The sequence below is a fragment of the Caulobacter sp. GW821-FHT09B08 genome, assembly GCF_059418225.1.
Genome location: NZ_JBWKPL010000001.1, coordinates 1195971 through 1216212 on the forward strand (window position 1 = coordinate 1195971; position 20242 = coordinate 1216212).

At 69.5% G+C, this 20242-nt stretch carries 22 protein-coding genes; 12 read left to right on the top strand and 10 right to left on the bottom strand.

From position 1 onward, the window contains the following. Positions 1-6: 6 nt before the first annotated feature. The 3 genes from thpR to AC07OA_RS05655 all read left to right on the top strand — a co-directional run bounded on the left by thpR (position 7) and on the right by AC07OA_RS05655 (position 2511). The gene (gene thpR / locus AC07OA_RS05645) at positions 7-546 is read left to right on the top strand and encodes an RNA 2',3'-cyclic phosphodiesterase (RefSeq protein WP_494662777.1); all 540 of its coding nucleotides are present in this window, start codon (positions 7-9) and stop codon (positions 544-546) included. 111 nt (positions 547-657) lie between these two features. Further along, positions 658-1122: a DUF4126 domain-containing protein gene (locus AC07OA_RS05650; RefSeq protein WP_494662778.1), complete on the top strand. Its 465-nt coding sequence runs from the start codon at positions 658-660 to the stop codon at positions 1120-1122. A gap of 9 nt (positions 1123-1131) precedes the next feature. Beyond that, positions 1132-2511: an FAD-containing oxidoreductase gene (locus AC07OA_RS05655; RefSeq protein WP_494662779.1), complete on the top strand. Its 1380-nt coding sequence runs from the start codon at positions 1132-1134 to the stop codon at positions 2509-2511. Between the two features lie 95 nt (positions 2512-2606). Here the strand turns inward: AC07OA_RS05655 and AC07OA_RS05660 are convergent, their stop codons facing one another. Then, entirely contained in the window at positions 2607-2987 is a 381-nt protein-coding gene (locus tag AC07OA_RS05660) for a DUF2237 family protein (protein ID WP_494662780.1), read from the bottom strand. Between the two features lie 128 nt (positions 2988-3115). On the opposite strand from AC07OA_RS05660, the gene AC07OA_RS05665 reads away from it, so the two are divergent. Together AC07OA_RS05665 and AC07OA_RS05670 are read left to right on the top strand one after the other, a co-directional pair. After that, positions 3116-3994, top strand: a complete 879-nt coding sequence (locus AC07OA_RS05665) for an HpcH/HpaI aldolase/citrate lyase family protein (protein ID WP_494662781.1) — start codon at positions 3116-3118, stop codon at positions 3992-3994. A gap of 11 nt (positions 3995-4005) precedes the next feature. After that, positions 4006-5007 (top strand): hypothetical protein, encoded by a 1002-nt coding sequence (locus AC07OA_RS05670; protein WP_494662782.1) that lies wholly within the window; start codon positions 4006-4008, stop codon positions 5005-5007. A 34-nt stretch (positions 5008-5041) separates the two neighbouring features. Here AC07OA_RS05670 and AC07OA_RS05675 read toward each other — a convergent pair whose 3' ends face one another. Beyond that, positions 5042-5467, bottom strand: coding sequence for an HIT domain-containing protein (locus AC07OA_RS05675; RefSeq protein ID WP_494662783.1), 426 nt, complete (start codon positions 5465-5467; stop codon positions 5042-5044). Continuing rightward, positions 5460-6506 carry a MaoC family dehydratase gene (locus tag AC07OA_RS05680; protein ID WP_494662784.1) on the bottom strand — a complete coding sequence of 349 codons (1047 nt, stop codon included), beginning with the start codon at positions 6504-6506 and terminating at the stop codon, positions 5460-5462. The genes AC07OA_RS05675 and AC07OA_RS05680 overlap by 8 nt, the downstream gene beginning before the upstream one ends. Positions 6507-6639: 133 nt before the next feature. On the opposite strand from AC07OA_RS05680, the gene mdh reads away from it, so the two are divergent. After that, the gene (mdh, locus tag AC07OA_RS05685; RefSeq protein ID WP_494662785.1) at positions 6640-7602 is read left to right on the top strand and encodes a malate dehydrogenase; all 963 of its coding nucleotides are present in this window, start codon (positions 6640-6642) and stop codon (positions 7600-7602) included. A gap of 173 nt (positions 7603-7775) precedes the next feature. On the opposite strand, the gene AC07OA_RS05690 is transcribed toward mdh, so the two are convergent. Beyond that, the gene (locus AC07OA_RS05690; protein ID WP_494662786.1) at positions 7776-8210 is read right to left on the bottom strand and encodes a CBS domain-containing protein; all 435 of its coding nucleotides are present in this window, start codon (positions 8208-8210) and stop codon (positions 7776-7778) included. A gap of 146 nt (positions 8211-8356) precedes the next feature. Between AC07OA_RS05690 and AC07OA_RS05695 the strand changes: the two genes are divergently transcribed. The 5 genes from AC07OA_RS05695 to AC07OA_RS05715 all read left to right on the top strand — a co-directional run bounded on the left by AC07OA_RS05695 (position 8357) and on the right by AC07OA_RS05715 (position 13854). Next, on the top strand, positions 8357-8863 hold the full coding sequence (locus tag AC07OA_RS05695) for a DUF1993 domain-containing protein (protein ID WP_494662787.1): 507 nt from the start codon (positions 8357-8359) through the stop codon (positions 8861-8863). Positions 8864-9171: 308 nt separating this feature from the next. Continuing rightward, entirely contained in the window at positions 9172-11604 is a 2433-nt protein-coding gene (locus tag AC07OA_RS05700; RefSeq protein WP_494662788.1) for an FtsK/SpoIIIE family DNA translocase, read from the top strand. 67 nt (positions 11605-11671) lie between these two features. Then, complete coding sequence (locus tag AC07OA_RS05705; protein WP_494662789.1) at positions 11672-11905, top strand: CsbD family protein; 234 nt, start codon at positions 11672-11674, stop codon at positions 11903-11905. A 240-nt stretch (positions 11906-12145) separates the two neighbouring features. Continuing rightward, a complete protein-coding gene (locus AC07OA_RS05710; RefSeq protein WP_494662790.1) occupies positions 12146-12790 on the top strand; it encodes an outer-membrane lipoprotein carrier protein LolA in 645 nt (214 codons plus the stop codon). 257 nt (positions 12791-13047) lie between these two features. Then, positions 13048-13854, top strand: a complete 807-nt coding sequence (locus AC07OA_RS05715; protein WP_494662791.1) for an exodeoxyribonuclease III — start codon at positions 13048-13050, stop codon at positions 13852-13854. Positions 13855-14015: 161 nt separating this feature from the next. On the opposite strand, the gene AC07OA_RS05720 is transcribed toward AC07OA_RS05715, so the two are convergent. Continuing rightward, positions 14016-14861 carry a helix-turn-helix transcriptional regulator gene (locus AC07OA_RS05720; RefSeq protein ID WP_494662792.1) on the bottom strand — a complete coding sequence of 282 codons (846 nt, stop codon included), beginning with the start codon at positions 14859-14861 and terminating at the stop codon, positions 14016-14018. Positions 14862-14940: 79 nt separating this feature from the next. Between AC07OA_RS05720 and AC07OA_RS05725 the strand changes: the two genes are divergently transcribed. Next, positions 14941-15828 (top strand): SDR family oxidoreductase, encoded by an 888-nt coding sequence (locus AC07OA_RS05725; protein ID WP_494662793.1) that lies wholly within the window; start codon positions 14941-14943, stop codon positions 15826-15828. A gap of 708 nt (positions 15829-16536) precedes the next feature. Here the strand turns inward: AC07OA_RS05725 and dnaQ are convergent. The 5 genes from dnaQ to AC07OA_RS05750 are packed head-to-tail and all read right to left on the bottom strand — an operon-like array spanning position 16537 to position 20226. After that, positions 16537-17253 carry a DNA polymerase III subunit epsilon gene (gene dnaQ / locus AC07OA_RS05730; protein WP_494662794.1) on the bottom strand — a complete coding sequence of 239 codons (717 nt, stop codon included), beginning with the start codon at positions 17251-17253 and terminating at the stop codon, positions 16537-16539. 6 nt (positions 17254-17259) lie between these two features. Further along, complete coding sequence (gene coaE, locus AC07OA_RS05735) at positions 17260-17883, bottom strand: dephospho-CoA kinase (RefSeq protein ID WP_494662795.1); 624 nt, start codon at positions 17881-17883, stop codon at positions 17260-17262. After that, on the bottom strand, positions 17880-18734 hold the full coding sequence (aroE, locus tag AC07OA_RS05740) for a shikimate dehydrogenase (protein ID WP_494662796.1): 855 nt from the start codon (positions 18732-18734) through the stop codon (positions 17880-17882). Before aroE ends, coaE begins: the two co-directional genes overlap by 4 nt. After that, on the bottom strand, positions 18731-19330 hold the full coding sequence (locus AC07OA_RS05745) for a Maf family protein (protein ID WP_494662797.1): 600 nt from the start codon (positions 19328-19330) through the stop codon (positions 18731-18733). The genes aroE and AC07OA_RS05745 overlap by 4 nt, the downstream gene beginning before the upstream one ends. Further along, a complete protein-coding gene (locus AC07OA_RS05750) occupies positions 19327-20226 on the bottom strand; it encodes a pyruvate, water dikinase regulatory protein (protein ID WP_494662798.1) in 900 nt (299 codons plus the stop codon). The genes AC07OA_RS05745 and AC07OA_RS05750 overlap by 4 nt, the downstream gene beginning before the upstream one ends. Positions 20227-20242: the final 16 nt, after the last annotated feature.

A 20242-nucleotide genomic window follows, 5' to 3' on the forward strand; every position in this document is an offset into this window, starting at 1 on the left:
ACACCCATGATCCGCCTGTTCACCGCCATCGCCATCCCTCGCGACCTGGCCGAAGACCTGGTCCCCCGCCAGTACGGCATCGACGGCGCCAGGTGGCGACCGGTCGAGGCGTTCCACATCACCCTGCGCTTCGTCGGCGACGTGCCCGAGCCGGACGCGGCGGACCTTGCCGAGGAACTGTCCAGGATCGAAGCGCCAGCCTTCGACCTGAGCCTGGCCGGGGCCGGTCATTTCGGCGAGGGCGCCGACATCCACGCCGTCTGGGCGGGGGTGGCCGACAGTCCCGGCCTGACCCGGCTGCAGCACGCCAACGAGGCGGCCGCGCGCCACGTCGGCCTCAAGCCCGAGACGCGCGCCTATCGCCCTCACGTCACCCTGGCCTATCTGAAGAATCCGCCGGTCCCCGAGGTCGCCGCCTGGATCCAGGGCCACAATCTGCTGCGCTCGCCGCCGTTCCGGGTGGACCGGTTCGGGCTCTATTCCAGCTGGCAGACCAAGCACGGCTCGGCCTACCGCCTGGAGGCCGAGTATCCGCTGAGTCCCTAGCGTCGGGGACGGTCCAAGCGGAGCCGAAACGTCCAAGAACGTCGTTCGGTCTTGCGGTTTGATCCGCCCGCGCGCCAGATCACGGCGGCGCTCGAAGGATCGGACCCGCTGATGACCCTCTATCTGTTCGCCCTGCTGATCGGCGTGATCGCCGGCCTGCGCGCCATGACCGCCCCCGCCGCCGTCGCCTGGGGCGCCCATCTGAGCCTGATCCCGCTTCAGGGCACGCCCCTGGCCTGGCTGGGCGGCGCCATCGCGCCCTGGGTGTTCACCGTGCTGGCCGTGCTGGAGCTGGTCAGCGACCAGCTGCCCAAGACCCCCAGCCGCAAGGTGCCGGTGCAGTTCGGAACCCGCATCCTCAGCGGCGCCTTCTGCGGCGCGGCCATCGGCTTCCTCGGCAACGCCTGGATCGGCGGCGCCGTGGCCGGCGCCGCCGGGGCGGTGATCGGCACCCTGGGCGGGGCCGATGTGCGCGGACGCCTGGCCAAGGCCTTCGGCAAGGACCTGCCCGCCGCCCTGATCGAGGATCTTGTCGCCGTCGGCGGCGCTATCCTGATCGTCGTCGCCACCAAGTAAGGATCGCGCGTGCCCAAAAGTTTCGACGCCATCGTCATCGGGGCCGGCCAGGCGGGACCCTCGTTGGCCGGCCGCCTGACCGCCGCCGGCTGGACCGTGGCGGTGATCGAGCGCCAGGACTTCGGCGGCACCTGCGTCAACACCGGCTGCATGCCGACCAAAACCCTGGTGGCCAGCGCCTACGCCGCCCATCTGGCCCGGCGGGCGGCCGACTACGGCGTCACGCTGAGCGGCGAGGTCGGGATCGACATGAAGAAGGTCCACGACCGCGCCCGCACCGTCACCCTCAACGCCCGGGGCAATCTGGAAACCTGGCTGGACGGCATGAAGGGCTGCACGGTCTTCCGGGGCCATGCCCGCTTCGAGAGCGAAAACACCGTGCGGGTGGGCGAGGACCTGCTGACCGCGCCGAAGATCTTCCTCAACGTCGGCGGCCGCGCCAACGCCCCGCCCATGCCGGGCCTGGACCAGATCTCGTACCTGACCAATGTCGGCATGATGGCGGTCGAGACCGTGCCTCAGCACCTGGTCATCGTCGGCGGCAGCTATATCGGGCTGGAGTTCGCCCAGATGTACCGGCGCTTCGGCGCCGAGGTGACCGTGGTCGAGATGGGTCCGCGCCTCATCGGCCGCGAGGATCCGGAGATCTCCGACGCCGTGCGCGAGATCCTCGAGGCCGAGGGGGTGAACTTCCGGCTCAATTCCGAATGCATCAGCTTCGCCCCGCACGACGAGGGGGTCTGCGTGCACGTGACCTGCCAGGAGGGCGCGCCGCAGGTGCTCGGCTCGCACGTGCTCTTGGCCATCGGCCGCAAGCCCAACACCGACGACCTGGGTCTGGACAAGGCCGGGGTGGAACTCGACAAGCGCGGCTATGTGGTGGTCGACGACCAGCTGCGCACCAGTGTTCCGGGCATCTGGGCGATGGGCGACTGCAACGGCAAGGGCGCCTTCACCCACACCGCCTACAACGACTTCGAGATCGTCGCGGCCAACCTGCTGGACGACGATCCGAGAAAAGTCAGCGACCGCATCACTTGCTACGGCCTGTTCATCGACCCGCCCCTGGGGCGCGTGGGCATGACCGAGGCCGAGGCCCGCGCCACGGGCCGCCCCCTGCTGGTCGGCCAGCGCCCGATGACCCGCGTCGGCCGGGCGGTCGAGAAGGGCGAGACCCAGGGCTTCATGAAGGTGGTGGTCGACGCCGAGACCAAACAGATCCTCGGCGCGGCGATCCTGGGTCTGAACGGCGACGAGGCCGTGCACGGCATGCTCGACCTGATGTACGCCAAGGCGCCCTACACGACGATCCAGCGCGCGGTGCACATCCATCCGACGGTGTCGGAGCTGATCCCGACGATGTTGGGCGAGTTGAAGCCGCTGGACTAGCGCGGCCGGGGACATGCGCTTGCGCGTGTCCCCAAGCTCATCATGAAAAACGCCGTGCGACGGTTGGGGACACGCACGAGTGCATGTCCCCGGCCCTAGGCGACGGCGTGGTCCTTGAGCACCCCCAACGGCACCACCGCCAGCATCTCCTCGTGGGTGGCGTCCAGCACCACCTGCGGGGCGACGCCGGCGTCTAGCGCCTCCTTCCAGCGGCCGGCGCACAGGCACCAGCGGTCGCCGGGGACCAGGCCGCGGAAGGCGTATTCCGGGCGCGGCGTCGACAGGTCATTGCCCGTGGCCGCCGAGAAGGCCAGGAACTCCTCGGTCATCACCGCGCACACGGTGTGCAGGCCCAGGTCGTGCGGCCCCGTCTCGCAGCAGCCGTTGCGATAGAAGCCCGTCACCGGGTTCAGCGAGCAGGGCTGCAGCTCCTGGCCCAGGACGTTCTTGGCGTTGTCGTCGTAGCGCGTGGTCATGGCGCGAGCTTAACCCCGTTCTCGCGAATCTGGACACCGTTCTGCCGTCGCGACGTGTGAAGTCTTCCGATGTCGCGCTTCAGGTGCTTTAGAAGAACCGGAAGACCCAGAATTCCCTCGGGAGCCCCATGTCCGACATCGCCCGGCCGCGCCGCAGCGCCCTCTACATGCCCGCCTCCAACGCCAAGGCGGTGGAGAAGGCGCGCACGCTGGACGCCGACGTGATCATCCTGGACCTGGAAGACGCCGTCGCCCCCGACATGAAGGAGGCCGCCCGCGAGGCCGCCGTGGCGGCGGTCAAGGCCGGGGGCTTCGGCCCGCGCGAGATCGTGATCCGCACCAATGGCCTGGACACCCCCTGGGGCGCGGCCGACCTGAAGGCCGCCGCCGAGGCCGGCCCCGACGCGGTGCTGGTGCCGAAGGTCAACGACGCCGCCAACGTCCACGCCTACCAGGCCGCCCTGCACGCCGCCCCGGCCGCCACGCGCCTGTGGACCATGATCGAGACCGGCAAGGCCGCCTTCCACCTGTGGGAGATCGCCGCCGCGTCCAGGACCACCCGGCTCTCGGGCTGGGTGATGGGGGTCAACGACCTGGCCAAGGAGATGCGGGCCCGCCAGACGCCGGGGCGCGAGGCCTTCCTGCCGATCCTGTCGCTGTCGGTGGCCGCCGCCCGCGCCCACGGCCTGACGATCTTGGACGGGGTGCACAACGACATCGAGGACCTGGACGCCCTGGAGGCGGTCTGCGGCCAGGCCGTCGACTTCGGCTTCGACGGCAAGACCCTGATCCACCCCAAGCATCTGGAGATCTGCAACCGCGCCTTCTCGCCCACGGCCGACGAGATCGCCTGGAGCCGGGCGGTGATCGCCGCCTTCGCCGCGCCGGAGAACGCCGGCAAGGGCGCCCTGCGGGTCGAGGGCAAGATGGCCGAGCGGCTGCACCTGACCCAGGCCGAGCGGCTGGTGGCGGTGGCCGCCGCCATCGCCGACCGCGCGGCGGCCTAGAAGCCAAGACAATGCGCGCGCTTCTGATCTCCCTGCTGGCCCTCTCCGTCGCCGCCACCGCCTTCGCGCAGGAGGCGCCGGTGGCGACCGCGCCTCAAACACCGCCGCCGGTGGTGGCCGCCCCGCCGGCGACCCAGGACGCCGCCGCGCCCTCGGCGACCGAGGCGGTCGATCCCCTGGCCGACCTGATCGCCCAGAGCGGTCCCCAGACCACCGACGAGGAGGAGGCCGCGCCGCCGGCCCAGGTCGCGCCGCACAAGCCGACCATCCTGCCCATCCCCACGCCCGATCCGGACGAGGCCGATCCCAACCGCGCCATCCCTCAGGGCGCCTATGTGCCGGTGGCCGAGGCCTACGACCTGCGGGTCAAGAGCTCGATCCTGGCCGCCCAGGGCCTGCAGGGCCCGCTGGACGGCGGCTGGGCGGTCGACGGCCCCGACGGCGCGGCGCTCTACGCCCTGCAGATCGTCGACAAGGTGGGCGGTTACGACGGGCTGGAAGGCGCCTGGCGCGACATGCGCCGCCCGGGCGCGGTGGGCTCGACGGGCCTGATCGATTTCGTCGACCGCACCTATGGCGGCTTTTCCGCGCGCTTCTCGCCCAAGCCCGGCCAGCTGGCGACCCTGGACCTGACGCCGCGCGGCGACGGGACGTGGTCGGGCAAGCTGACCGACAACGGCGCCGCGATCCCGGTCACCGCCCGCCGCGTGGCCCAGGCCACCCTGCCCGAGGGCTATGTGCCCACCGGCCGCGGCCCGGTGATCTGGGGCGCGCCCCGTCCCGTGGCCCGCGCCGCCCCGGCTCCGGAAAAGCCGGCGGCCTGCTCGACCAAGGGCAAGAAGGGCAAGGCCCTGAAGGCCGCCAAGGCCAAGTGCGCGGCCGCCGCCAAGAAGTCCGGCAAGGGCGCCACCGCCAAGGGCAAGAAGGCGGGCAAGGGCAAGGCCGTCGCGCCGAAGAAGGGCGCCAAGGGCAAGGCCACGGCCAAGGGTTCGAGCAAGAAGAAGAAGCGGTAACGGCCGGGGACATGCCCTTGCGGCATGTCCCCGACTAGATCTCCAAAGCCGCCTTCGCCGTCGCCAGGGCCTTTTCCAGCAGATCCGGCCCGTACGCCTGACCCGCCGAATGCCCCCACACCGGTCCCGGCCAGGCGGGGTCTCCAACCCGGCGGCCCAGGACGTGGACGTGCAGCTGGGGCGTGACATTGCCCAGGGCGCCGACATTGAGCTTGTCGACCGCCAGGCCCAGGTCCCGCGCCACCGCCCGGACGGCCGAACCGGCCCGCACGGTCTCCTCGACCAGCCGGACGCGATCGGCGGCCGACAGGTCCTCGATCTCGCGCAGGCCCGGCAGGCGCGGGATCAGCACGATCCACGGATAGCGGGCGTCGTCCTGCAGCCGCGCCTGGCACAGGGGCAGGTCGCCGATCAGATGGGACGTAGCCACGAAGGCCGGATCGAGGACGAACTCAGCCACGTTTCGGAACCGCCGCCCAATAGTCGAAGTCGAGGATCACGCCCGGCGCATAGGCCCCGGCCTCGTCCTTGTCAGGGAAGTCGCCGCACGGCCGGTCGACCGTCGCCACCAGCCGCAGGCGCAGCGCGCCCATCGACCCCAGGTCGGCCTTGTCGAGCACCTCGGACCAGCCGAACACCGTGCCGCCCGCGAAGAACGGGCTGACGTGACGCCCGCCGTTGATCGCCAAGATCAGCCCGGCGTTCTGCAGGCCGTTGAACGACAGGGCCTTGGCCGTGGAGATCACCACCCCGCCATAGACCAGCCGCCGCCCCGACGGGTCTTTCGCGCGCTCGAACTGGTTGAAGTGGACCTTGGCGGTGTTCTGCCACAGCCGGGTGGCCATCTGGGCCTCGGCCTCTTCCACCGCCATGCCGTCCACGTGGTCGATCTTCTCGCCGACCGCGTAGTCCTCGAAGGCATGCGGGGCGCCGGCGTGGAGATAGTCGTATTTCTTGAAGCTCAGCCCTGGCGGCGGGACCAGATCGCCGGCGGCCACCGCGCTCGCCAGCTCCGGCACGGACTGGCCCTCGACCACCGCGGCCGGGTCGCGCTTTCGCACCATCACCCAGCGCACGTAGGAGAGCACCGCCACGCCGCGCTGGTTCACGCCCGTGGTGCGCACATAGACCACGCCCGTCTTGCCGTTGGAGTTCTCCTTCAGCCCGATCACCTCGGACTTGGCCGACAGGGTGTCGCCCGGATGCACCGGCGCCAGGAACCGGCCCTCTGCGTAGCCCAGGTTGGCCACGGCGTTGAGGCTGATGTCCGGAACGGTCTTGCCGAAGATCACGTGGAAGGCGACCAGGGGATCGACCGGGGCGCTTTCCAGACCGCAATCGCGGGCGAAGACGTCGGACGAAAACAGCGAAAACCTTGGCCCGTAAAGCGCCATGTACAGCGCCACGTCGCCCGCCGTGACCGTGCGCGGGATCGCATGCACGATGACTTGGCCGAGCCTGAAATCCTCGAAATAGTTCCCCGGATCGGTCTTGCTCATCGGCGCACGTCCTTATCGTTGTTCACTTCGTTTTGCCGCACCGCAGCGAAACGGGAAAGAGGGCTTGAGACTGAGCCGCAGCGGGCGTAGACCGCGCGCGACATTTCTCGTCCACAGCCCTGATGGAGACCCCATGGCTCGCGCGAAGATCGCCCTCATCGGCGCCGGTATGATCGGCGGCACCCTGGCCCACATCGCCGCTCGCGAAGAGCTGGGCGACGTGATCCTGTTCGACATCGCCGAGGGCACGCCCCAGGGCAAGTCGCTGGACATCGCCGAGGCCTCGGCCGTGTTCGGCAAGGACGTGTCCCTGAAGGGCGCCAACGACTACGCCGACATCGCCGGCGCCGACGTCTGCATCGTCACCGCCGGCGTGCCGCGCAAGCCGGGCATGAGCCGCGACGACCTGCTGGGTATCAACCTGAAGGTCATGAAGGCCGTCGGCGAAGGCATCAAGCAGCATGCGCCCAACGCCTTCGTCATCTGCATCACCAACCCGCTGGACGCCATGGTCTGGGCGCTGCAGCAGTTCTCGGGCCTGCCCAAGGAAAAGGTCATCGGCATGGCCGGCGTCCTGGACTCGGCGCGCTTCGCCTACTTCCTGGCCGAAAAGACCGGCGTGTCGGTGGAAGACATCCACGCCTGGACCCTGGGCGGTCACGGCGACGACATGGTGCCGATGGTCCGTCACTCCACCGTCGGCGGCCTGCCGCTGCCCGACGCCGTGAAGGCCGGCTTCCTGTCGCAGGAAGAACTGGACGCCATCGTCGAGCGCACCCGCAAGGGCGGCGGCGAGATCGTGGCCCTGCTGAAGACCGGCTCGGCTTTCTACGCCCCGGCCGAAAGCGCCATCGCCATGGCCACCAGCTACATCAAGGACAAGAAGCGCGTCCTGCCGTGCGCCACCTTCCTGACCGGCCAATACGGCCTGTCGGACCTGTACGTGGGCGTTCCGGTCCTGATCGGCGCCGGCGGCGCGGAGAAGATCATCGAGTTCGAAACCAACGACGAGGAAAAGGCGATGTTCGCCAAGTCCGTCGAGTCGGTGAAGGGCCTGATGGAAGCCTGCAAGGCTATCGACCCGTCGCTGGTCTAGGCTTTTACGAGCTTCGGATATGGAAAGGGCGGCTCCGAAAGGGGCCGCCCTTTTTCTTTGCCGACGCCGCAGGACCCCCTCCGGCCCTCCGGGCCACCTCCCCCAGAGGGGGAGGATTTACGCCGAGCAATGCTCCCCCTCAGGGGGAGCTGTCGCGGAGCGACTGAGGGGGTCTAGTGCGCCGCCGCCTCGCCGCCTTCCTGCGAGATCTCCTCCAGCGTCCGGCCCACCTGCTTGGCGCCGTAGTCCTTGGCCACGTCGCCCAGCGACAGGATGCCGGTCAGGTTTCCGGCCTCGTTGAGCACGACCAGGCGGCGGATCTGGTGGTTGGCCATCTTGGCGGTGGCGTCGGCCAGGACGTCGTCCTCGCGCACGCTCTGGACCTCGCCCTCGCTCATGGCTTCGGAGACGGGGCTGTCGAAGCTGCGGCCTTCGGCGACCACGCGCAGGACGATGTCGCGGTCGGTGACCAGGCCCACCACCTTGCCGCCCTCGACCACCGGCACCACGCCGCTGTCGACGTGGGCCATGACCTGGGCGACCTTGCGGATGCTGTCGGTGGGGGCGGCGGTGGAGACCTGGCTGGTCATCGCGTCGCTGACTTTCATGGGGGATGCTCCTGAAGGAGTGAATTGAGACCCCACAGAAACCCCGCCGCGCTCGCCCCGTTCCGTCCGGCGCCGCTTTGCCCCATCTCTTTGCCGAGGCCGCGACGCAGGCTAGACCGGCCCGGCCTCATCCCCCGGAGTCCTTCATGACCATCACCATCCACCAGGCCAGCGTGCCGGTCTTCGTCCAGGGCCTGAAGGGCCTCAAGGGCGTGCTGGCCAAGGCCGCCGCCCATGTCGAGGCCAAGAAGCTGGACCCCGACAGCCTGCTGAAGGCGCGCCTGTTCCCCGACATGTTCCCCCTGCTGCGCCAGGTGCAGATCGCCACCGACTTCGCCAAGGGCTGCTGCGCGCGCCTGGCCGGCGAGGAGGTTCCCGCCTGGGACGACGTGGAGACCGGGTTCGATGACCTGATCGCCCGTATCGACCGCGCCATCGCCTATGTGGAGGGCCTGGATCCGGCCGCCTTCGAGAACGCCGAGGATCGCGACATCACCCTGACGCGTCGCGGCGAGACCAGCGTGGTCAAGGGCCTTGCCTATCTGCAGACCCAGGCCCAGCCGAACTTCTTCTTCCACCTGACCACCGCCTACGCGATCCTGCGCAAGAACGGGGTCGAGATCGGCAAGCGCGATTACCTCGGCACGGCCTGAGTGAACCCCCGGCGCAAGCTCAGGGCTTGCGCCGGAACGCCCACACCAAGGTGGCCAGGGCGGTGACCACCCCGGCGAACGCCGTCAACACCAACGGCAACTGACTCAAAAGCTCCTTGTCCATCACGACACCCACTGCCCGCCGACCAATGGCGGGTTACGGGCCAGTGTGACTCGCCGGCACGTCGAGTCCGGTCGTACGGCCCCAGGCCGCGACGCCAAGCCACATCGCGCGGCCATCGAGGTAAACGCCCCTTAACCCTCTTGGGGCAAAACATCGGGGTTCTACGAGTTCAGGGTGACTATCCATGGCGCGAGCGGCGCGGCGATCCAACGTCGAACTGGTCTGGGAGGCGATCCGCTACGGCTGGGCTCAGCCGTGGACGGCGCGGTTCCGGGGCGGGGTGATCTGCGTGGTGGGCGCGGGCCTGCTGCTGGCGGTCGCCACCTACAACGCCGCTGATCCCAGCCTGAACGCCGCCACCGGCCTGCCGGCCACCAACGCGCTGGGCGGGCCCGGCGCGGCCCTGGCCGACATCGTCATGCAGTCGTTGGGCCTGGCCGGCTGGGTCGCCGCGGCCCTGATGCTGGTGTTCGGCATGAGCCGGGTGTCGCAGCCCGATCCGGCCGCCCATCGCCGCGACCTGCGGGTGCGCGCCCTGGTCGGAGGCCTGGGCCTGCTGGCCCTGGCCGGCCTGCTGGCCGCCCCGCCGCGCCCCGCCGCCTGGCCGCTGGCCAAGGGCCTGGGCGGGTTCTGGGGCGACGGCCTCCTGAACCTGGTGGCCGGGATCCTCGGCTTCGCGCGCCTGCCCGGCGCCCATCTGATCGCCGCCCTGCTGCTGGCCATCGCCGCGGCCGTGGCCCTGGGCTACGCCATCGGCGTGCGCCGCATCGATCCGGAGGCCATCGGCGACTTCCTCCACGGCCTGAGCCAACCCCGCGAGCGCGCCCCCGCGCCGGCCCCGGTTCCGGAGCCGCAGGCCCCCGCCCGTCCGCGCGCGCCTCGCAAGGCGGCCGCCGCGCCGGTGATCGAGATCGAGCCCGAAGCGCCCGTCGTTCCCCGCAAGGCGGCCAAGCCGGCCAAGCCCACGCCCGTCGTCGAGGATGATGACGACGACGCCTTCGAGCCCAGCTTCGACGCCCGCCCGCTGGCGATCGCCCAGCCCAAGACGCCGGCCAAGTCCAACACCCGCGAGCAGCGCGAACAGCAGAAGGCCTTCGACTTCGAGGACGAGGGCGGCTTCCAGCTGCCGGAGCTGGCCATGCTGGCCAAGCCCAAGCCGCGCTCGGCCGAGTTCGACGAAGAGGCCCTGCGCCAGAACGCCCGCCTGCTGGAGAGCGTGCTGGCCGAGTTCGGCGTGCGCGGCCAGATCGACCAGATCCGACCCGGCCCCGTGGTCACCATGTACGAGCTGGTGCCGGCCGCCGGCACCAAGACCGCCCGCGTCGTTGCACTCGCGGATGACATCGCCCGCTCCATGAGCGTGATCTCGTGCCGCGTGGCCGTGGCCCAGGGCCGCAACGCCATCGGCATCGAGATGCCCAACTCGCGCCGCGAGACGGTCTATCTGCGCGACCTGCTGTCCTCGGCCGACTACGAGCGCGCCAGCCACAACCTGCCCATGGCCCTGGGCGAGACCATCGGCGGCGACACCTACATCGCCGACCTGGCCAAGATGCCCCACCTGCTGATCGCCGGCACCACCGGCTCGGGCAAGTCGGTCGGCGTCAACGCCATGATCCTGTCGATCCTCTACAAGCTGCCGCCCGAGAAATGCCGCTTCATCATGATCGACCCGAAGATGCTGGAGCTCAGCGTCTACGACGGCATCCCGCATCTGCTGGCGCCGGTCGTGACCGATCCGAAGAAGGCCGTGGTGGCGCTGAAGTGGACCGTCCGCGAGATGGAGGACCGCTATCGCCGGATGTCCAAGATCGGCGTGCGCAACATCGGCGGCTTCAACGAGAAGGCCAACGAGGCCCTGGAGAAGGGCGAGCACTTCGAACGCACCGTCCAGACCGGCTTCGACGACGCCGGCCGCCCGATCTACGAGACCGAGAAGATCCGCCCCGAGCCCATGCCCTACCTCGTGGTGGTCATCGACGAGGTGGCCGACCTGATGATGGTGGCCGGCAAGGACATCGAAGGCGCCGTCCAGCGCCTGGCCCAGATGGCCCGCGCCGCCGGCATCCACCTGATCATGGCCACCCAGCGCCCGTCGGTCGACGTCATCACCGGCACCATCAAGGCCAACTTCCCCACCCGGATCAGCTTCCAGGTCACCAGCAAGATCGACGCCCGCACCATCCTGGGCGAGCAGGGCGCCGAGCAGCTGCTGGGCCAGGGCGACATGCTCTACATGGCCGGCGGCGGCCGCATCACCCGTCTGCACGGCCCGTTCGTCAGCGACGGCGAGGTCGAGGCCGTGGCCAAGTTCCTGCGCGACCAGGGCATCCCCAACTACCTGGAAGAAGTCACCGCCGGCGGCGACGAGGAGCAGGAAGAGGCGATCGAGGGCGCGTTCTCGGGCGAGGGCGGGGCCAACGACCTCTACGACCACGCCGTGGCGGTGGTCACCCGCGACCGCAAGGCCTCGACCAGCTACATCCAGCGCCGCCTGCAGATCGGCTACAACCGCGCCGCCTCGCTGATGGAGCGGATGGAGAAGGAGGGCGTGGTCGGCCCCGCCAACCACGCCGGCAAGCGCGAGATTCTGGCCCCGCCGCCGCCTCCGCTGTAGGCGCCCGGATCGATCAAGGCTCCGCTTGCGTTGTAGGGCGACCTACGACCGAAACGGAGCCTCGACCATGACCCGACGCCGCACGCCGATCCTGGCCCTGACCCTCGTGACCGCCCTGGCGGGCCTCGCCGCCTGCGACCGCGAAGCCGGCCGCAAGCAGGAAACCGTCGGCAAGGTCGAGTCCGGCGTCGGGACGGTCATCGGCGACAAGGACCTGAAGTCGGAAGGCAAGTCGGACAAGGTCGCCGGCAACGTCAAGCAGGGCGACCTGAAGGGCGCCGTCAAGGACGCCAAGGACTGATGACGATTGGGGACACACGCATGCGTGTGTCCCCAGCCGCAACCTTGACCTTGCGCCGGCGTTTGTCTCGGCTCCAACCACTCCGAACCTGAACGGTGCTTCATCGGAGCGCCGGAAAATGGTCGCGCGAGAGCCTTTCGCTCGTCGCATCGTCAGGGCAAAGGTTGGCGACATTTTTTTGGACGGGCGTTCCACTCGCGAAACCGCTCACACTTTCGCGGAACGCCCTCGGGAGATCGCATGACCACCACGACTTCCAGCCGCCGCCTGATCCTCGCCGCCGGCCTGAGCCTGGCGCTCGCCGGCCCGGCCCTGGCCGCCCAGCCGCCCGCGGCCAAGCTGTCGGCCGAGGACCAGGCCCTGGTCGACAAGGCCACCGGCTACATCCAGACCCTGGGCTCGGCCAAGGGCCGGTTCGTCCAGACCGACGCGCGCGGGACCCAGACGCAGGGGACCTTCTACCTGCAGCGTCCCGGCAAGGCCCGCTTCGCCTATGACGGCCCGGGCGGCCTACTGGTCGTCAGCAACGGCAACAACGTCAACATCTTCGACAGCCGCTTGAAGACCTTCGAGAGCTATCCGCTCAGCCGCACGCCGCTGAACCTGCTGCTGGCCCGCGAGGTGCGGCTGGATCGCGGCGTGATCATCACCGGCGTGCGCAAGCTGGCGGACGGCTTCACGATCACCGCCGTCGACGCCAAGCGCCAGACTCTGGGCCGCATCGCCCTGGACTTCAGCAGCGAGCCCGCCCTGATCGGCTGGACCGTCACCGACGTGAAGGGCGGCGAGACCCGCGTGCGGCTGATCGACTTCGAAAAGGCCTCGGGCCTGGACCCGAAGCTCTTCGTCCTTACCGATCCGAGACGCCGGGTTGGCAAGCCGTAGTTGCATTTTCGCGGTTCGAAGCAGGTGAAATGCGACAATTTCACAACATGCAAGATGTTAACGCGATTATCCTTGACTTAGATTCTCGCCGTGGCAGATTTAACACGCATGGCGAGGAGCGCCCGACCCGCTCTTCGCAACCGTGCCGGACCTATCCCCTCCCGGCGGCGGCATGAGAGACCCGACTTTCGCCCAGAGGCTCCGCCTCTGGGCGTTTTTCGTTGTGCAGCCTCCAAGCCAGGCCCTAGAGGAGAGGCATGCGCCTCCGTATCGCCACCTGGAACGTCAATTCCGTCCGCCTGCGCGCCGAGCAGGCCGCCCGCTTCGTCGACGAGCAGGCGCCCGACGTGCTCTGCATGCAGGAGATCAAGTGCCAGGAGGGGGAATTCCCCCGCGAGGCCTTCGTCGAAATGGGCCTGCCGCACCTGAAGATCATGGGCCAGAAGGGCTGGCACGGCGTGGCCATCGCCTCGCGCCTGCCCATCGAGGACGCGCCCACCCTGATGAACTGCCGCGAGGGCCACGCCCGCTGCGTGGCGGTCAAGGTGGCCGGAGTCGAGATCCAGAACTTCTACATCCCGGCCGGCGGCGACCTGCCCGACCGGGCCGCCAATCCGAAGTTCGACCACAAGCTCGATTTCTACGAGACCCTGACGGCGGCCTTGAAGAAGCGCGACCCCAAGGCGCCGCTGATCGTCACCGGCGACCTGAACATCGCGCCCGGCGAGAACGACGTCTGGAGCCACCGCCAGATGCTGAAGATCGTCAGCCACACCCCGGCCGAGCTGGAAGCCTTCGACGCCATGATCAAGGCGATGGACCTGCTGGACCTGCCGCGCCTGGCGACGCCCGAGCCGGAAAAGCTGTTTTCCTGGTGGAGCTACCGCGCCACCGACTTCCGCAAGTCCAACCGCGGCCTGCGCCTGGACCACATCCTGGCCAGCCCCGGCCTGCGCGACGCGGCCATCGTCGACGGCAAGGTCTCGTCGAAGGTGCACGACACGGTGCGCGAATGGGAACGCCCCAGCGACCACGCACCGGTGACGGCGGATTTGAAGGTCTAGTTTCTCTTTCAGCCGTCATCCCGGGCCCTGTGCCCGGGACCCCTGGTTCAGCTTTCACGTGAAGCGACTTGGCGCGCCAGCGCGCCACTCACCCGCACCTGCGGCGGATAGAGGGGTCCCGGGCACAAGGCCCGGGATGACGGTGATTGGGATGGGCGGACCTAGTTGGCTTTCGCCCGCATTAACGCCCGCACGCTCTCCACATCCTCCGGCGTCGCGGGATTGTAGACGACCAGCCCCAGGTCCGGCCGGCCATCCACCGCGAAGGCGGAATATTCGAAGGCGATTGGCCCCAGCTGCGGATGGCGCAGGCGTTTGACGCCCTCGCCGTAGTGACGCACGTCGTTCTCGCGCCACAGCCGGGCGAACTCGGGGCTTTGCTGGCTCAGATCCTCGACCAGGGCCTGGACCTGGTCGGTGGCGCCGGCCCGCGCCGCGTCGGCCCGGAAGGCCGCGACCACGAACCGGGCCACGCTGTCCCAGTCGAACTGGGCCTCGCGCACGCGCGGATCGCCGAAGATCAGCCGCAGGATGTTGCGCTGGTCGGGCGGCAGGGCGCCGTAGTCGGTCAGCACCGCCTCGGCCGCCTTGTTCCAGGCCACCACGTCCCAGGTGGCGGTGCGCACCAGCGCCGGGCTGACCTCGAAGGCGTCCAGCACCCGCTGCAGCCTGGGCGTCACCCCTTCGGACTTGGCGTAGCGAACCTCGGGCGGGCGGCCCAGGCCCAGCAGGAACAAGTGTTCGCGCTCGACGTCGGTCAGCAGCAGGGCGCGGGCGATGCGATCCAGAACGTCGGCCGAGGGCGCGCCGCCGCGTCCCTGTTCCAGCCAGGTGTACCAGGTGGCGCTGATATTGGCCCGCTGCGCCACCTCTTCGCGGCGCAGGCCCGGCGTGCGCCGCCGACCGGCGGGCAGGCCGAAATCGGCCGGGTTCAGCCGCGTGCGCCGACCTTTTAGATAGGTGGCCAGCGAGTCCTGGACCGAGGGCGGGCTGATCCTGTTAGTCATTATACCCTGATAAGATCACGTCTTTTACCGGCATATCATAGGCGCAGAATGACTCTCGTCGCACTATCGGAGAGTTTTCATGCGTGTTTTCGTCACCGGAGCCACCGGCTTCGTCGGCTCGGCGGTGGTCGCCGACCTGATCGCCGCCGGCCACCAGGTGCTGGGCCTGACTCGGTCCGACGCCGGAGCCCAGGCGCTCGAGACGGCCGGGGCGCAGGTCCATCTCGGAACCCTCGAGGATCTGGACAGCCTGGCCCGGGGCGCGGCCGCCGCCGACGGCGTGATCCACACCGCCTTCAATCACGACTTCTCGCGCTTCATCGAGAACTGCGAGCTGGACCGCCGCGCCATCGAGGCGCTGGGCGGAGCGCTGGAGGGATCGGACAAGCCGCTGCTGGTCACCTCGGGAACCCTGCTGCTGGTCCAGGGGCGCACGGCGGTCGAGGACGACGCCTGGCCAGCGCAGGGCCACCCACGCCAGTCGGAAACCGCGGCAGCGGCGCTGGCCGCGCGCGGGATCAAGGCCTCGGTCGTGCGCCTGCCGCCGTCGGTCCACGGCCGGGGCGACCACGGCTTCGTGCCGCACCTGATCGGCCTGGCGCGCGAGAAGGGCGTGGCGGCCTATATCGGCGACGGCGCCAACCGCTGGTCGGCCGTGCACCGCCTCGACGCCGCGCCGGTCTACCGGCGTGCGCTGGAGCGCGGCGAGGGCGGGGCGCGCTACCACGCCATCGCCGAGGAGGCCGTGCCGTTCAAGGCGATCGCCGACGCCATCGGCGCAGGGCTGGGCGTGCCGACGGTCAGCATCTCGCCAGAGGAGGCGGCCGACCACTTCGGCTGGTTCGTCCGCTTCGCCGGCGCGGACTCCCCGACCTCGGCGGCAAAGACGCGGGCCTTGCTGGACTGGACGCCGCGTCAGCCGGATCTTCTCGCGGACATCGCGGAGGCGCGGTACTTCGGAGACTAGGTTCACGCACGGCCGGGGACATGCACTTGTGCGTGTCCCCAAACTCATCCGCTGAGCATGACGATCAGACGCCGTGGGCGAAGGTGGGGACACGCACAAGTGCATGTCCCCGGCTCATGGCGCGTCAGCCTTCTGAAATCGCTGCGCTAAATCTTTATTCCCCGCAGGGTGTCGGACCCGCCGTATCCTGTCCTCACCTCGACGCAGGGAAAGGGCGCATGGCCAGCGACCGATGCGGCGGCGGGGGGTAATCGAGCGGGATTGGGCTGGAGGGGGTTACTCCAGCGTGTCCGGGGACTTCCATCGTTGGGGAGCCCGCCCGCCGTCGGCGTCGAACGGGGATAAAGCGCGTGTTTTGCCCATAGGTCCGCGCCCCCGGCGTCCGGGACCGTCGGAAACGGCGGAACCGGGTCCGGCTAAGCCTCAACAGGGCTGCCTACCGGAAGCTGGCGAGTAACGGTTGCGCGGAGCGAACGGGCTTCGTCGAAACGGTACACACATTCAAACACTCCGGACGTCGTCCGGCGCTCCGCGTCCCTTTCCTCCAACTCACAGCCGCCGGCGTGGGATCACACCCACTTGCCCCCACCTGGCGGCTTCGCCGCCTGTCCGCCCCCGTAGGGGGCGGAGGACGCCCACGCAAACCGTCCTCTTCCCCCTACGGGGGAAGGAGGGCCGAAGGCCCGAAGGGGGCAAGTGATGAAGGGCTCAGCCCTCGGCCACGGCCCCGACGCCGAACTGGATCCAGACGGCCTTGTCCTTGAGGTTCTTCTTCACGAAGGCGGCATGGATTTCGCGCTCCGCCTCGGTCGAGCGCGGGGCCAGCGGCCGGGCGCGGGCGCCGTACGAGCCGGCGCGGGCGGCCGAGACGGCGTTGACGGCCACCACCGCCGTCAGCTCCAGGGCGCGTTCCTTGCCGCCCTGCAGCTCCAGATACACCTCGGCCAGCAGGTGGGCGTCGATCAGGGCGCCGTGCTTGTCGCGGCTGTCGAGGCTGATCTTGAAGCGTTTGCAGAGCGCGTCGAGCGAGTTGTACATGCCCGGAAAGCGCTTCTTGGCCATGGCCAGGGTATCGACCCAGCTGGCCTCCACGATCGGCGCGCGGCCGCACTTTTCCAGCTCGAAATTGACGAAGCTGCGGTCGAAGGCGGCGTTGTGGGCGATCACCGGGCTGTCGCCGACGAACTCCAGGAACCGGTCGGCGATCTCCTCGAACTTCGGCTTGCCCTTCAGGAAGGCGCTGGACAGGCCGTGCACCTTCTCGGCCTCGGCCGGCATGTCGCGCAGCGGGTCGCAATATTCGTGGAACGACCGGCCGGTGGGCATGAAGTCGACCACCTCGATGCAGCCGATTTCGACCAGGCGGTCGCCGGTCTTGGGATCGAAGCCGGTGGTTTCGGTGTCGAGGATGATCTCACGCGCCATGGCCGTTTAATGGGCGTGTTCGCCGGAGCCTTCAAGCGGAGCCGCCGTCCGAAGACGAGTCAGGATGTCGCGGACCTGGTCGCGGGCGTGGTCCAGGCCTTGTCCCGTATCGATCACGAAGTCGGCGCGTTCACGCTTCTCGGCGTCGGGCGTCTGGCGGGCCAGGATCGCCTCGAACTTGGCCTCGTCCATGCCCGGCCGAGCCAGCACCCGCCGGCGCTGGACGTCGGCGGGGGCCGAGACCACGACGATCTTGTCGACCTTCTTGTGACCGTTGGTCTCGAAGAGGAGCGGGATGTCGAGCACCACCACGTCGGCGCCCTGGGCCTGCGCATCCTCGAAGAAGCCGATGCGGTGAGCGCCGACCAGCGGATGGACGATGGATTCCAGCACCGCCAGGGCCTCGGAATCGCCGACCACCCTGGCGCTCAGCCGGGCGCGGTCGATGGCGCCGTCCACCACCACGCCGGGAAAGGCCGCCTCGACCGGGGCCACCGCCGCCCCACCGCTGGCGTAGAGCGCATGGACCGCCGCGTCGGCGTCATAGACCGGCACGCCCTCGTCCTGGAACATGGTCGAGGTCGTCGACTTGCCCATGCCGATGGAACCGGTGAGGCCCACGACGATCATTTCGCGGCTCCTAGCTGGGCCAGGGCGAGGGCGCGGATATCCACTTCGGCGGGAGGCGCGACGCCGAAGAAGGCCTCGAAGCTGGGGACCGCCTGGCGCAGCAGCATCTCCAGTCCGTCCACCGTGCGCCGGCCGGCCGCCTCGGCGCGCTGGAGGAATTCGGTGCGCAGGGGCTTGTAGACCATGTCCAGCACCACGGCGTTCTTCGGGGTCAGCTCCAGCCGCGCGGCGGGACCGGGTCCGCCGCCCAGGCCCAGGGACGTGGCGTTGATGACGAGGCCGGCGTCGGCCAGCAGGGTGTCCAGCTCGTCTTCGGCGGCGGCCTCGACCACGCCGCCGACGGTGCGGGCGATGGCCTCGGCGCGGGCGAAGGTGCGGTTGACGATGCTGACGCGGGGCGCGCCGGCCAAGGCCAGGGCGGCCGCCGCGCCCCGCGCCGCGCCGCCGGCGCCCAGGATCACCACGGGCGAGGACGCCAGGTCGAAGCCGGGAGCTTGCACCGCGATAGCGGCGATCAGGCCGGGACCATCGGTATTGTCGGCGACGATCGCGCCGTCGGCCTCGAAGACCAGCAGGTTGGCCGCGCCGGCCAAGCGGGCCAGGTCGCTGCAGCGGTCGGCCGCCGCCAGGGCCTGCTCCTTGAACGGGATGGTGACGTTGAGCCCCCGGATCGCCCCGCCGCGCAGGCCCTCGACGAAGGTCTCGAAACTGTCCTCGCCCGGGGCGAACGGCACATACGCGGCGTTCAGCGCGGCCGCGGCGATCCAGGCGTTGTGGATCACCGGGCTCATCGAATGGCGGATCGGCTGGCCGCAGACCCCGGCGACGATGGCCGCTCCCGTGACGCTCATGAGGGGAGGGCTCCGTGCAGGCGCAAGAAATCGAACAGGCGGGTGACCGGCAGGCCCAGGATGCCGAAATAGTCGCCGTCGACGCGGTCGAACAGCTGCACGCCTTCGCCTTCCAGCAGGTAGCAGCCCACCGACCACAGGATGTCGGGGCTGTTGCGCTCGATATAGCCGTCGAGCCAGGCGTCGCTGAAAGTCCGCACCGACAGCCGGGCGGTCTCGACGATGCGCCAGATCGGCTGGCCGTCGCGCGCCACGACCACGGCCGAGTGCAGCTTGTGGACCTTGCCGCGCAACTGGATCAGGCGTGCGCGGGCCTCTTCGACGGTGTCGACCTTGTCGATCAGGACGCCGTCCAGCTCCAGGGTCTGGTCCGAGCCGATCACCAGGCCCGAGCGCTTGGTCGAGACCTTGAAGGCCTTCAGCTCGGCCAGGGCGTCGGCGATGTCGCGGGGCGCGGCGCCCTCGGCCAGCAGGCCGGCCTTGGCGGCGTCCTCGTCGACGCCGGACGCGACAGCCTCGAAGGCGACGCCGGCGTTGCGCAGGATCGCCTGGCGGGTCGCGCTGGTCGAAGCCAGGGTGATGGGCGGTGAGCTCATCCCAGGACCTCGACCTGGCCCCGGCCGCCCGACAGCAGGTTGATGATCGCCGCCGCCGTCTCCTCGACCGAGCGGCGGGTGACGTCGATGATCGGCCAGCCCTGGCGCTCGAACAGCCGGCGGGCGGCGATGATCTCCTGCCGCACGGCGTCGGTGTCGATATAGTCGCTCTCGCGGTTCTCCTTGAGGGAGAGCAGGCGGTTGCGGCGGATCTGGATCAGCCGCTCGGGCGAGGTCATCAGCCCGACGATCAGAGTGTTCTTCAGGGTGAACAGCTCGTCGGGCGGCGGGCGGCCCGGCACCAGCGGCACGTTGGCGGCGCGCACGCCGCGATGGGCCAGATAGATGCAGGTCGGGGTCTTGGAGGTGCGCGACACCCCCACCAGGATGACGTCGGCCTGGGTCAGGTCCTGACCGCCCTGGCCGTCGTCGTGGGCGATGGCGTAGTCCAAGGCCTCGATGCGGTCGAAATAGTCGTTGTTCAGGGCGTGCTGGGCGCCGACCCGGGTCGAGATCCGCGCGCCCAGATAGCGCGACATGGCGCTGACCACTGGGTCCAGAGCGGCGATGCACGGCATCTCCAGCCGCCGGCAGCCTTCTTCCAGCGCCGCGCGCAGATTGGGGTCGATGATCGTGTGCATCACCACGCCCGGCGCGCCGGCGATCTCCTCCAACGCCCGGTCGAGTTGGCGCGTGGAACGCACCAGGGCGTAGATGTGTTCTATCGGCAGAATGTCGGTGAACCGCGCGCAGACCGCCCGGGCCATGGCGTTCAGGGTCTCGCCGGTGGAGTCCGACACCAGGTGGATGTGGAAATAGGTGGCGAACCTGGGCGCGGCCTTTTCCTCAGCCAGGCCAGCTTCCTGTGGATCATCCGTTAACGGTTGCTTAACCACTGGCCTGACCCCTGGG